The 12,450-nt window shown below is 64.5% G+C and carries 12 protein-coding genes; 9 read left to right on the top strand and 3 right to left on the bottom strand.

The features are described from left to right. The first annotated feature begins 1 nt into the window (after position 1). On the top strand, positions 2–652 hold the full coding sequence (msrQ, locus tag NCT32_RS12565; protein WP_250477163.1) for a protein-methionine-sulfoxide reductase heme-binding subunit MsrQ: 651 nt from the start codon (positions 2–4) through the stop codon (positions 650–652). 46 nt (positions 653–698) lie between these two features. Here msrQ and lysA read toward each other — a convergent pair whose 3' ends face one another. Continuing rightward, complete coding sequence (lysA, locus tag NCT32_RS12560) at positions 699–1,961, bottom strand: diaminopimelate decarboxylase (protein WP_061120209.1); 1,263 nt, start codon at positions 1,959–1,961, stop codon at positions 699–701. A gap of 45 nt (positions 1,962–2,006) precedes the next feature. Next, on the bottom strand, positions 2,007–2,291 hold the full coding sequence (gene lptM / locus NCT32_RS12555; RefSeq protein WP_061120208.1) for an LPS translocon maturation chaperone LptM: 285 nt from the start codon (positions 2,289–2,291) through the stop codon (positions 2,007–2,009). Positions 2,292–2,326: 35 nt separating this feature from the next. On the opposite strand from lptM, the gene cyaY reads away from it, so the two are divergent. Then, positions 2,327–2,644, top strand: coding sequence for an iron donor protein CyaY (gene cyaY, locus NCT32_RS12550; RefSeq protein ID WP_061120207.1), 318 nt, complete (start codon positions 2,327–2,329; stop codon positions 2,642–2,644). Positions 2,645–2,698: 54 nt separating this feature from the next. Here cyaY and NCT32_RS12545 read toward each other — a convergent pair whose 3' ends face one another. Then, the gene (locus NCT32_RS12545; RefSeq protein ID WP_061120206.1) at positions 2,699–5,113 is read right to left on the bottom strand and encodes a penicillin-binding protein 1A; all 2,415 of its coding nucleotides are present in this window, start codon (positions 5,111–5,113) and stop codon (positions 2,699–2,701) included. 246 nt (positions 5,114–5,359) lie between these two features. Here NCT32_RS12545 and pilM point away from each other — a divergent pair, with 246 nt between their 5' ends. The 7 genes from pilM (at position 5,360) to NCT32_RS12510 (ending at position 12,418) form a co-directional block, all read left to right on the top strand. Continuing rightward, a complete protein-coding gene (pilM, locus tag NCT32_RS12540) occupies positions 5,360–6,361 on the top strand; it encodes a type IV pilus biogenesis protein PilM (protein ID WP_250490382.1) in 1,002 nt (333 codons plus the stop codon). Continuing rightward, positions 6,358–7,041, top strand: a complete 684-nt coding sequence (locus NCT32_RS12535; protein WP_250490381.1) for a PilN domain-containing protein — start codon at positions 6,358–6,360, stop codon at positions 7,039–7,041. The genes pilM and NCT32_RS12535 overlap by 4 nt, the downstream gene beginning before the upstream one ends. After that, positions 7,038–7,907 (top strand): type 4a pilus biogenesis protein PilO, encoded by an 870-nt coding sequence (gene pilO, locus NCT32_RS12530; protein ID WP_250477159.1) that lies wholly within the window; start codon positions 7,038–7,040, stop codon positions 7,905–7,907. Before NCT32_RS12535 ends, pilO begins: the two co-directional genes overlap by 4 nt. Positions 7,908–7,957: 50 nt before the next feature. Beyond that, a complete protein-coding gene (locus NCT32_RS12525; protein WP_250490385.1) occupies positions 7,958–9,412 on the top strand; it encodes a type IV pilus secretin PilQ in 1,455 nt (484 codons plus the stop codon). Between the two features lie 92 nt (positions 9,413–9,504). Beyond that, a complete protein-coding gene (locus NCT32_RS12520; RefSeq protein ID WP_061120203.1) occupies positions 9,505–10,056 on the top strand; it encodes a shikimate kinase in 552 nt (183 codons plus the stop codon). Then, positions 10,056–11,153, top strand: a complete 1,098-nt coding sequence (gene aroB / locus NCT32_RS12515; protein ID WP_250477158.1) for a 3-dehydroquinate synthase — start codon at positions 10,056–10,058, stop codon at positions 11,151–11,153. The genes NCT32_RS12520 and aroB overlap by 1 nt, the downstream gene beginning before the upstream one ends. A gap of 44 nt (positions 11,154–11,197) precedes the next feature. After that, entirely contained in the window at positions 11,198–12,418 is a 1,221-nt protein-coding gene (locus NCT32_RS12510) for a deoxyguanosinetriphosphate triphosphohydrolase (RefSeq protein ID WP_061120201.1), read from the top strand. Positions 12,419–12,450 lie beyond the last annotated feature (32 nt).

Genomic DNA, 12,450 nt, shown 5'->3' with positions numbered 1-12,450 from the left:
GATGCCGACCGTTTCCGAGATCAAAGGCGCGCGGGCAAACGCGGGCATTCGCTGGCTTGTTCCCGCGAAGGTCGCCGTGTTCATCGCGATGCTGTTTCCGCTCGCGCGTCTCGTGGTGCTGGGCATGACGGGCGGCCTGGGCGCAAATCCGATCGAATTCATCACGCGTTCGACCGGCCTCTGGACGCTCGTCTATCTGTGCATCACGCTGGCGATCACACCGGTGCGCCGCATGACCGGCATCACGGCACTCGCGCGCTTTCGCCGGATGATCGGGCTGTACGCCTTCTTTTTCGCCGTGCTGCACTTCACGACATATATCTGGTTCGACAAATGGTTCGATGTCGCCGCGATGCTGAAGGACATCGGCAAGCGGCCGTTCATCACGGTCGGCTTCGCGGCGTTCGTGCTGCTGATTCCGCTTGCGGTCACGTCGCCCAAAGCCATCGCGAGAAAGCTCGGCCGCCGCTGGCAGACCTTGCATCGGGCGATCTATCTGATCGCCGCGCTCGCGATCCTGCATTTCTGGTGGATGAAGGCGGGCAAGCACGATTTCGAACTGCCGAAGATCTACGGTTCGATCGTGATCGTGTTGCTGGGCTGGCGCGTGATCGCGTGGCTTCGAACGCGAACGACACGACGGCGCGCATAAAAAAAGCGATGCCGAGGCATCGCTTTTTGTTGAAGCCCGCGAAGCTTCAGTCCGGCAGAACCGATTCCCCGGCGAACAACTGCTTCACTTCTTCACGTTCGCGCACGAGACGCGCGCGTTCGCCGTCGACCATGATTTCGGCCGCGCGCGGACGCGTGTTGTAGTTCGAGCTCATCACGAAGCCGTACGCGCCCGCGGAGCAGATCGCGAGCAGGTCGCCCGGTTCGATGGCCAGTTCACGGTCGCGACCGAGCCAGTCGCCGCTCTCGCACACCGGACCGACGACATCGTACTTGTGCGCCTGTGCGTCGCGCTTCACGACCGGCACGATGCGATGAAACGCCTCGTACATCGCGGGACGTGCGAGATCGTTCATCGCCGCATCGACGATGGCAAAGTTCTTTTCCTCGCCCGGCTTCAGAAACTCGACGCGCGTCAACAGCACGCCGGCATTGCCGACGAGTGAACGTCCCGGCTCGAAATACACTTCACGCTGACCGTGGCCGCGCTTCTCGATGTGATCGAGCACCGTCTTCACGAACTCGCCGATATCGGGCGGCGTTTCGTCGTCATAGGTGATGCCTAGACCGCCGCCCACATCAACGTGGCGAATGTTCATGCCGTCCGCTTCGATCTGCTCGACGAGTTCGAGCAGCTTGTCGACGGCATCGAGATACGGACTGATCTCGGTGATCTGCGAGCCGATGTGGCAATCGATGCCGACGACATCGAGGTTCGGCATCGCATGCGCTTGCGCGTAGGTCGCGCGGGCATCGCTGAACGCGACGCCGAACTTGTTCGATTTGAGGCCCGTTGAGATGTACGGATGCGTCTTCGCATCGACATCGGGATTCACGCGCAATGAAACCGGCGCTTTCTTGCCGAGCGATGTCGCGACTTCGTTCAACGCGTGCAACTCGGGAATCGACTCGACGTTGAAGCACTTCACGCCCGCTTCGAGCGCCTCGCGCATTTCCGCCGCCGATTTGCCGACGCCCGAAAACACCGTGTTTTCCGCCTTGCCGCCCGCCGCGAGCACCCGCGCGAGTTCGCCCGACGACACGATGTCGAAGCCCGCGCCCATGCGCGCGAACACGTTGAGCACCGCGAGATTGCTGTTCGCCTTCACCGCGACGTGGACCGTCGCGCGACGGCCCGCGCATGCATCGGCGTAGGCGTGATAGGCGCGCGTCAGCGCATCGCGGGAATAGACATAGAGCGGCGTGCCGAACTGCTCCGCGAGCGACGCGGCTGAGACGCCTTCAGCGTGCAGCACGCCGTCGACGTAGTGGAATGCGGAATCACTCATGCGTGGAATCGAAAATGCGCCCGTGAAGGCATCAAGGATCGAGGATCAGTAAGCGGACGACGCGGCTTTGGGCGCCGATGTGGCGTCGGGGCTGGTCTTGAGGTCGGTCTCGGGCGAGAGCGACAGGGGCTGTCCCGACGTATCCGGAACGTTGCCCGGAGCGACATTCGAAGGCGGCGTATTCTGGAGATCGTTGGGACGTTGCGGTAGCGGAGGTACCTGCGGCAGATAAAGCGGACCACGTTGCCCACAACCGCCGAGCGTGATCGTTGCTGCGGCGCCGATGCTCAAAGCCGCTACAATCGCGCTCATCCTGAAAACGACTCGCATGACCGTCCCTATACGTTTAATCGATGGAGTTTAGCATGACAGACCAGGAATACCTGACGCTGGCGGAGGCCGCGCTGAGCGCCATCGAGCGCTCGGTGGACGCCGCCGAGGCCGATATCGAATTCGAGCGCAGCGGCAATGTTTTGACGCTGGAGTTCGAGAATCGCACCAAGGTGATCGTGAACCTGCAACCGCCGAAACATGAGATCTGGCTGGCGGCCAAGGCGGGTGGTTTCCATTACAAGTACGTAGACGGCGCCTGGCGCGACACGCGCGACAACAGCGAATTCTTTGCCACGCTGAGCAAATATTCGAGCGAACAGGCCGGCGAGCCGATCCGGTTCAAGGCATAAAAAAAAGCGGGCGGACCGCGTGGTCCGCTCGCTTCACACGTTGCAAGGGCGTGGTTATTGCCCCTTGAACAGATTCATGATGTCCTGCTTTTCCTGTTCGCCGACTTCGGGCGTCGGCGCCGTCGTCGTCACACCGGACACACCTTCCTGCGGCGGCGCCTGACTCACGCCGATGGTCGCGACGAAGCCGTGCCCCGGCGTCATGTCGTCGAAGTACAGCTCGTTGCCGAGCGACGTGATATCGGGCGGCATCATCGGCTTGTACTCGGGCACGCCCTTAAGGGCCTTGCCCATGTAATCCATCCATACCGGCAACGCGAGCCCGCCGCCGGTTTCCTTGTCGCCGAGGCTGCGCGGATTGTCATAGCCGATCCACGCAATCGCGACGAGCGTGCGCTGATAGCCGGCGAACCACGCATCGCGCGAATCGTTCGTCGTGCCCGTTTTGCCGGCGAGATCGCCGCGCTTCAACTGATTCGTTTTCGCTCCCGTGCCGTGCTGCGCGACGCTCTGCAGAAGGCTGTTCATCACGAACGCGTTGCGCGGCGTGATCGCGAGCGGCGCGGTTTGCTGCGCGACGAGCGGTTGCGGGTGCGATACGACGCGGCCGTACGGATCGGTGATATCGGCGATCAGGTACGGATTCACGCGATAACCGCCGTTCGCGAACACCGCATAGCCGGCCGCCATCTGCAACGGCGTGACGAGGCCCGCGCCCAGCGCCATCGGCAGATAGGCGGGATGACGGTCCGCATCGAAACCGAAGTGCGTGATGTACTGCTGCGCGTATTTCGTGCCGATATGACTCAGGATGCGGATCGACACCATGTTCTTCGAGCGTTGCAGCGCGGAGCGCATCGACATCGGCCCGTCGAAGCCGCCGCCGTAGTTCTTCGGCTCCCACGCCTGGCCGCCGGTCTCGGCGGCGCTGAAGAACAGCGGGCCATCGTTGATGATCGTCGCGGGGGAAAGACCTTTCTCGAGCGATGCCGAATAGATGAACGGCTTGAAGCTCGAACCCGGCTGACGCCATGCCTGCGTGACGTGATTGAACTTGTTCTTGTTGAAGTCGAAGCCGCCGACGAGTGCCCGGATCGCGCCGTCCTGCGGCACCATCGACACGAGCGCGCCTTCGACTTGCGGCAGTTGCGTGATGACCCAATTGCCGTCGTCGTCCTTCACGAGACGCACGATCGCGCCCGGGCGGATGCGCGAATTCGGCTGCGCGCGCGAGCTCAGCGCGTACTGGACGAAGCGCAGATCGCTGCCGGTGATGGTCGCCGTATTGCCGTCGATGAAGCTCGCCTTCACTTCCTTCGGATTCGCCGACGTCACCACGGCCGCGACGATCTCGCCGTTGTCGGGATGCTCGGCGAGCGCATCGTCGATGGCCTGCTCGCGGTCATCCGCGTTCGAGGGCAGGTCGATATAGCCTTCCGGCCCGCGATAACCATGCCGATGCTCGTAGTCCATCAGGCCCTTGCGCACCGCGCGATAGGCGGCGTCCTGATCGGCGGAATCGATCGTCGTCACGACGTTCAGGCCGCGCGTGTACGCTTCCTCGCGATATTGCGCGTACATCATCTGACGCACCATTTCCGCGACGTACTCGGCGTGCACGCTGAACTCGCGGTCCTGGCCCTTCACGACGAGCGGCTGCTTCACGGCCTGCTCGAAATCGGCCTGAGTGATGAAATTCAGCTCGCGCATGCGTTGCAGGATGTACTCCTGCCGCACTTTCGCGCGCTTCGGATTGACGACCGGGTTATACGCCGACGGCGCCTTCGGCAGGCCCGCGAGCATCGCGGCCTCGGCGAGCGTGACGTCCTTCAGATCCTTGCCGAAGTAGACTCGCGCCGCGCTCGCGAAACCGTAGGCGCGTTGGCCGAGATAGATCTGATTCATATAGACCTCGAGAATCTGATCCTTCGTCAGCGCGCGCTCTATCTTGTACGCGAGCAGCATTTCGTAAATCTTGCGCGTGTAGGTCTTCTCGCTCGACAGGAAGAAGTTGCGCGCGACCTGCATCGTGATCGTGCTCGCGCCTTGCGACGCGTGGCCGTTGGTCAGCGCGACCGATCCCGCACGCAGAATGCCGGTGAGATCGACGCCGCCGTGATCGTAGAAACGCGAGTCCTCGATGGCGAGCACGGCTTTTTTCAGATGATCGGGCACGTCCTGGATGCGCACGACGCTGCGTCGCTCCACGCCGAATTCACCGATCAGGACGTGATCCGCCGTATAGATGCGCAGCGGCACCTTAGGCTTGTAATCAGTGAGCGCTTCGAGGGAAGGCAGGTTCGGCATCGCGACGACGAGCGCGTAGCCGAGCACGAGACCCGCGCAGACGACGAGCGCGAACAGGCTGACGAAAAATCCGAGCATGAGCCGCGCCCACCACGGGCGCCTGGATTTGTTGGGCCTCTCGGGCGGCGTGGACGACGGGTTGGACGGGGAAGAGGATTGCATTGGCACCACCAAAAACGGTCACGCGATTATAGCTGTCCCGATTTGAGACTTTTCTGAAGCCTTTCAGCACGTCGCTTACGTGCGCCTGCCGCTGTCTTCAAGATACGCGCGATCGTGCACGTAAGCATCCTTCTATCGTGAGCGTTGGCCGTTTGGCCGAGTGTTCGCCGCCGATCACGCTCGCGACAATCCTTCCACGTCGAGCGCCGAACGGTTCGGTGCGCGAGTGAATGGAAGGAGTGGCTGATGAGTAAGGAAAACACGCTGCGCGGCACGATGCTGACGATCACGCGGCGCTACGCGGCGGGGATCGACGTCGGCGAGGACGCGGTGCGGCTCGCGGTCGTGAGCAGGCGATTGCGAGCGAACGCGGCGGTGTGCGTCGAACATCTGGATTCGGTGGCGCTGCCGTCCGGCGCGGTGATCGACGGCGACTTCATCGACCGCGCGGCTATCGTCGCGGCGTTGCGCGAGGCGATCGGGCGCCTGCCGGAAAGCGGCGCGTGGCGGGCGCTGCGCTGCGCGATGGGCTTGCCCGCGTCGGCGACGCTCACGATGCAGATTCCGCTCGCGCGTCTGATCGACACCCAAGAGCAGCACGCGGACGCTATCGGCGGCGATCCGCGCGGCATGCTCGAACCGGCCGTGCTCGTGGAAGCCGAGCGCGCGGCGGGAATCGAACGCGGCGCGCTGGCCGTGGACTGGTCCGTGCAGGCCAGGGAGGACGGCGAGGCGCAGGTCGCGATCGCAGCCACGGCGCGGCGGCACGTGGAGGCGCGCGTCGAAACGGCGGCGCAAGCGGGCATCGCGCTATCCGCCATCGACGGCGAAGCGGCGGCCGCGTTGCGCGCGATGCGCCACGCCGGTTCGGTCGAACTGGACGCCGACGCGCGCTATCTCGTTTGCTGGCTGGAAAGCACCGGGTTGCACGGCTGGCTCGTCGGCAGGCGCGGAGTCGAAAACGAAGTCCGATATCCGGCGCCGGAGCATCGGAGCATCGCCGACGCGCTGCACGAACTCGCCGGTCAGGAGGCGCCGCTCGACTGTATCTATGTGGGCGGACAGATCGAGTTGATGACGCACGCGAGCCTTCCGCTCCCCGTTCTGGGCAAGACCTTCGGCTGTCCCGCGCTGCCCTTCGAGGCCGCGCCGTACTGCAACGGCGCCTCCGACATCCCGGCTGCGCACAGGCATTCGCCGCGCTTCGCGGCCGCGTTCGGGCTGGCCTTGCGCGAGGTGATGCAATGAGCGCCGCCATGCTCAATGGATTCAATCTTCTGCCGTATCGCGCACGAAAGCGCCGCGAAGTGAGGCGTCAGCGGCTTGCGCTGCTCGGCGCGATGAGTCTGGCCGGCTGCGCGGCTGTCGGCGCCGTGGCCGGCTGGGATACGTTCGAGCGCGCCCGTCTGGATGAGCGACGCATGGCGCTGGAGGCGTCGCTGCGCACATCGGGCGCGCAGATCGACGAACATGCGCGGCTCGTTCGCGCGGAATCGGACCGCCGGCGCGCGCGTGAGGCTGCGCAGCCGTTGGCCTTGCCGCGCGAGCGCTTCCTCGCACTGCTCGAAGCCCTCGCCGACGCGCCCTTGCAACGCGGTGTCGCGCTTCAACGCGTGTCGCAGCGAACGAACGAGGTCGAGCTTGCCGCGCTCGCTCCCGATTCGCAGTCGGCCGCGCAATGGCTCAAGCGGCTGGAACGCGTGCGCGGCGTGCAGGCGGTGGAAGTGATCGAAATGAAGCGGCGCGCGGAGCCGGCGGCTCCGGCCAGGCGTGGCGCATCGACTCCCGGGGGAGAGCGTTCCGCGCATTTCGAGTTCGTCGCGCTCGTGCGTTACGCGCCGGATCATTCGCGCGATGAAGCCGCGTTGCATCAGGCGCATCCGATATTGACCGCCACGCGTCCCGTCGCGCAGGAGAACCGTCCATGAGCACGATTCCGATGAACTTCGCTATGAAGACGCGTGCGCGCGGTGCGCCCTCTATCCTGCAGCCGCTCGCCGAATGGTCGTGGCGCCGGACCATGTGCGTCGCGATTGCATTGAGTGTGCTCGTCTTCGTGCTCGGTCTGCGAGCCTGGCGGACAGTGGACGCGAACCCGCTCGAAGCGAGCCGCGTCGCGTGGGCGGCGACGTCGGCGAAAGTGCAGGACGCCGGGCGCATCGCTGCGGATCTGCCGGACTTACGGGCGCGGGCGGCGTCGGGTCGTATGGAGCCGGAGCACTGGAGCGCCGCCGACGCGTTGCGCGCCATCGCGGATCTGGCCACACAGAGCGGCTTGCGCGTCGCCGATATCGAGCCTGTAGCGGTCAAGGGCGGCGAACCGAAGCGGAGTGAGCCGATTCCGGAGCGCGCGCTCAAACTGCGCGCGGACGGCACCTTCCCGGAGATGCGACGCTTCCTTGAAGCGCTCGCCGGCCTGCCTCGGCTCGTCGTGCCCGAAAGCGTGCAGATCAGGCGACAGCAGGGCACGCTCGCCCTCGAAGCGACGCTGCGCGTGTTCGAGACGCTGCCGGCGATATCGCGCGCCGCGGCCTCACGCGCCAACGCGTTCGTCGTCGATCCGTTCAGCAATGCGGACGCGGCGGTGCAGGGCGGCGACATGCTGCTCGTGGGCACGTTCGTCGGGCGCCGTCGTGCGATGGCGCTTTTGCAGAGCGGACGCGACGTCGTCGGCTTCACGCCGGGGCAGAAGATCGGCGACGAATGGATCGGGCGCGTCATACCGGGTGCAATCGAACTCGCTCGTACCGACGGCAACGCGCGCAAGCTGACGTTCGCGGAGGATCGCAAGTGAGCCAATTCGCGAAGCTTTCACGCAGGTTCGCGGGAACGGGCGCGGCCTTCATGCTGTTCGCGCACATGACGCTTGCAGCCGAAAGCGCCGATTCGATCGTCGCGCCGTTGCCGCCGTTGCCTGCATCGTTCGAAGCACAGCCTGTCGATCAGCCCGTACCGGATGCGCCCGTCGTCCAGAACGCCGACGCTGCCGCGCCCGCGAAGCCCGCGGCCGAAGCGGGGGACGCGCTTGAAGGCCCGCCGGTGCCCTTGCCGGCACTCGAACGATTGAGCCGCGCAAAGCATGACGGAAACGACGACGGCAAGCCGATCACGCTCGATCTGAAAAACGCCGACCTCAGCGCCGCGCTGCACGCTTTTGCGCGCTTCACGGGCCTGAACATCGTCGCGAGCGAAAAGGTACGCGGACAGGTGTCGATGAATCTCGTCGCTGTTCCGTGGCGCCGTGCGTTCGACACGCTCCTCGAAGTCCACGGTCTCGCGATGGAGCAGCACGGCAACGTGATCTGGGTCGCGCCGCTCGCCGAACTCGCCGCGCGCGAGAAGCTGCGCTTCGAGGCGCACGCGCGCGCCGCGGATCTCGAACCGCTCGCGAGCCGTACGTTCGTGCTGCGCTATTCGCGTGCGGAAGACCTTCGCAAGATGCTGACCGGCTCGGGCAGTCAGCGCGTGCTGTCCAAGCGCGGCTCCGCCATCGCCGATGCGCGCACGAACCTGCTCTTCGTCACCGACCTCGACGCGCGCGTGCAGCAGATCGCCGAGCTGATCGCCCTGATCGACAAGCCGACGCCGCAGGTGATGATCGAAGCGAAGATCGTGGAGGGTGAGGCGGGGCTGTCGCGCAATCTCGGCGTCAAGCTGGGCGTCGCGGCGCAGAACGATCCCGCGACCGGGTTGGCGGGCGGCAAGGAGGGTGTGGTATACGATCTGTCGGCGGGGCCGATCAACGGTTTCGACGCGGCGACCGCCGGGCTCACGTTGTTCGTCGCGCAGGCGACCCGGCTGCTCAATCTCGAACTGAGCGCGCTGGAGGCGGAAGGGCGCGGACAAATCGTCTCGCGTCCGCGTGTCGTGACGGCGGACCGGATGAAATCCGTCGTCGAGCAGGGCGTGGACGTGCCGTATCAGGCGAAGGTCGGCAACGGCATGTCGGGCGTGCAGTTTCGGCGCGCAACGCTCAAACTGGAGGTTGAGCCGCAGATCACGCCGCACGGCCACGTCATTCTCGATCTCGACATCACGAAAGACAGTCTCGGCGAGCAGACGGCGAACGGGCCGGCCATCCACACCAAGCATGTTCAGACGCGCGTGGAGGTGGAAAACGGCGGCACGGTGGCGATTGGCGGCATTTATTCCGATGACGAGCGAGACGACACGACCGGCGTGCCGGGACTCTCGAAACTGCCGGTGATCGGCTGGCTGTTCCGTCACGACGCGCGGCGCAGGTCGAAAAGCGAGCTCGTCATATTGATTACGCCGCGTGTGATCGCGTCGAGCAGCTGAACGCCAGCTCCCTGGCGGCGCGACTCGACAAAGCGGGCGGTTTGCCCTTAAGCTGCCGCACGAAGAAATTCGATACTGTAAAAGGATCCAGGTTGCAGGAAGGGCACGCGAACGCGAACATTTTTTTCGTCGGACTCATGGGGGCGGGTAAAACCACCGTGGGCCGCGCGGTTGCGCGCCGTCTGCAGCGCTCGTTCATCGATTCGGATCTGGAGATCGAGGCGCGTACGGGCGCTCGCATCCCGGTGATCTGGGAACTCGAGGGCGAGGCGGGTTTTCGTCAGCGCGAGGCGAACATCATCGATGAGCTTTCGCAGCGCAGCGGCATCGTACTCGCGACCGGCGGCGGCGCGGTGCTTCGGCCCGAGAATCGGGAACATCTGAAGAATCGCGGCATCGTCATTTATCTGCGCGCCAATCCGCACGATCTCTGGCAACGCACGCGGCGCGACAAGAATCGCCCGCTCCTGCAGACCGAAGATCCGCGCGGCAAGCTCGAAGCGCTTTTTCAGGTGCGCGATCCGCTGTATCAGCAGTGCGCGCATTTCGTCGTGGAAACGGGGCGGCCGACCGTCAACGCGCTCGTCAATATGGTCCTGATGCAACTGGAGGTCGCCGGCGTCGTCAAGTCGGCTGAGTCATAATGTCCGCCATGATTACCCCAACGATCACCGTCAGCGTCGAACTGGGCGAGCGCGCCTATCCCATTCATATCGGTGCGGGCCTGATCGGCCGCACGGAACTCTTCGCGCCGCACATCAAGGGTTCGTCCGTGGCGATCGTCACGAATTCCACCATCGATCCGCTTTACGGCGAACGGTTGCGCGCCGCGCTCGAACCGCTCGGCAAGAAGGTGACTACCGTAGTCCTGCCGGACGGCGAAGCGCACAAGAACTGGGAAACGCTCAACACGATCTTCGATGCGCTCCTCACCGAACGCGCCGATCGCAAGACCACGCTGATCGCGCTCGGCGGCGGTGTCGTCGGCGACATGACCGGGTTCGCGGCGGCGTCCTACATGCGCGGCGTACCGTTCATCCAGGTGCCGACCACGCTGCTTTCACAAGTCGATTCATCGGTAGGCGGCAAGACGGGCATCAATCATCCGCTCGGCAAGAACATGATCGGCGCGTTCTATCAGCCGCAGGCGGTCATCGCGGATATCGGCGCGCTGCACACCTTGCCGGAGCGCGAACTGGCGGCGGGCATCGCGGAAGTCATCAAGACCGCGGCCATCAAGGACGCCGAGTTTTTCGAATGGATCGAAGCCAACATCGACGCGCTCAATCGCCGCGACGACGACGCGCTCGCGCACGCGGTCAAGCGTTCGTGCGAGATCAAGGCGTCGGTCGTCGCGTCCGACGAGCGCGAAGGCGGCCAGCGCGCCATTCTCAATTTCGGCCACACCTTCGGCCATGCGATCGAAGCCGGGCTCGGCTACGGCGAATGGCTGCATGGCGAGGCGGTCGGTTGTGGCATGGTGATGGCGGCGGATCTGTCGGTGCGCCTCGGCAAGCTCGACGAAGCCGCGCGTCAGCGTCTCGTGCGTGTGATCGAAGCGGCGAAGCTGCCGGTCACGGCGCCGCGGCTCGGCGACGACCGCTACGTCGATCTGATGAAGGTCGACAAGAAGGCCGAAGCTGGCGAGATCAAATTCATTCTGCTGACCCGCTTCGGCGCGACAGAGATCACGAGCGCGCCCGATCAGGCCGTGCGCGCGACGCTCGCAGCCAGCGTCTGATCCGCGCGAGCGGCGGCTAGAACCACGACGATGCGGAGCAGCCGGTGAGCGACATAGAAGATCAAGTTCCGCAGGGCACGCCGCCGACGCTCGCGTTCGAAGCGCATCTCGCGCCGTATGCCGCGCACGCGTCGCAATCGCGCGGGCGGCGCTTCGCCGAAACGCCGCCTGCGGCGCGCACCGAGTTCCAGCGCGATCGCGACCGCATCGTGCACTCGACCGCATTTCGCAGACTCGAATACAAGACGCAGGTCTTCGTCAATCACGAAGGCGATCTGTTCCGTACACGCCTCACGCACAGTCTCGAAGTCGCGCAGATCGCGCGTTCGGTCGCGCGCAACCTGAGGCTGAACGAAGATCTGGTCGAAGCCATCTCGCTCGCGCACGATCTCGGCCACACGCCATTCGGTCATGCCGGGCAAGACGCGCTGCACGAATGCATGCGCGATCACGGTGGCTTCGAGCACAATCTGCAGAGCCTCGCAGTGGTCGATCAGCTCGAAGAGCATTACGGCGCGTTCAACGGCCTGAACCTCTGCTTCGAGACGCGAGAAGGCATCCTCAAGCATTGCTCGCGCGAAAACGCGCGCAAGCTCGGCGAACTCGGCGAGCGCTTTCTCACGGGAAAGCAGCCGTCGCTCGAAGCGCAGATCGCGAATGTCGCCGATGAAATCGCCTACAACAATCACGATGTGGACGATGGCCTGCGCTCCGGCCTCATCACGCTCGATCAGCTTTCCGAAGTGAGTCTGTGGCACACGCATTACGATGCGGCGCGGGCCGATTATCCGGACATCGAAGGGCGCAGGCTCATCCACGAAACGATCCGCCGCATCATCAACACGTTGATCGTCGATCTGATCGAGGCGACGGGCCGCAACCTCGAACGCGTCGCGCCGCAATCGCTCGACGCCGTGCGCAATGCGCCGCCGCTCGTCGCACACAGCGATGAAGTCGCGGCGCAGGCGGCGCAACTCAAGCGCTTTCTCTTCAAGAACCTGTACCGCCACTATCGCGTGATGCGCATGGCCAACAAGGCGAAGCGCGTCGTGACGGGCCTTTTCGAAGCCTTCACCGACGATCCGCGTCTCTTGCCGCCCGCCTATCAGGCACGCGGGCCTGTGACGGAGGAATCCGCGAACGACGCGCCTTCATCGAGCCATGACAGCTCGCAGGCGCGGCTCATCGCGCATTACATCGCGGGCATGACCGATCGCTATGCATTGAAAGAGTATCAACGCCTGTTTGTCATCGACAACAACTAATATCGCGCGTTTCAAGCGCGAATCCTCAAAAG

Origin of the sequence: Caballeronia sp. INML2 (assembly GCF_023631365.1) — a bacterium.
Taxonomy (GTDB): domain Bacteria; phylum Pseudomonadota; class Gammaproteobacteria; order Burkholderiales; family Burkholderiaceae; genus Caballeronia; species Caballeronia turbans.
Note: the sequence above shows the minus strand (reverse complement) of the source record. Positions and strands in the feature narration are given on the sequence as shown.

Bases quoted from the DNA above. Each gene is read 5' to 3' on its own strand.
- msrQ (WP_250477163.1), top strand. From the start codon at position 2: ATGCCGACCGTTTCCGAGATCAAAGGCGCGCGGGCAAACGCGGGCATT.
- NCT32_RS12535 (WP_250490381.1), top strand. From the start codon at position 6,358: ATGAGCGCCGCCATGCTCAATGGATTCAATCTTCTGCCGTATCGCGCA.
- cyaY (WP_061120207.1), top strand. From the start codon at position 2,327: ATGACAGACCAGGAATACCTGACGCTGGCGGAGGCCGCGCTGAGCGCC.
- pilM (WP_250490382.1), top strand. From the start codon at position 5,360: ATGAGTAAGGAAAACACGCTGCGCGGCACGATGCTGACGATCACGCGG.
- NCT32_RS12545 (WP_061120206.1), bottom strand. From the start codon at position 5,113: ATGCAATCCTCTTCCCCGTCCAACCCGTCGTCCACGCCGCCCGAGAGG.
- pilO (WP_250477159.1), top strand. From the start codon at position 7,038: ATGAGCACGATTCCGATGAACTTCGCTATGAAGACGCGTGCGCGCGGT.
- NCT32_RS12525 (WP_250490385.1), top strand. From the start codon at position 7,958: ATGCTGTTCGCGCACATGACGCTTGCAGCCGAAAGCGCCGATTCGATC.
- lptM (WP_061120208.1), bottom strand. From the start codon at position 2,291: ATGCGAGTCGTTTTCAGGATGAGCGCGATTGTAGCGGCTTTGAGCATC.
- lysA (WP_061120209.1), bottom strand. From the start codon at position 1,961: ATGAGTGATTCCGCATTCCACTACGTCGACGGCGTGCTGCACGCTGAA.
- aroB (WP_250477158.1), top strand. From the start codon at position 10,056: ATGTCCGCCATGATTACCCCAACGATCACCGTCAGCGTCGAACTGGGC.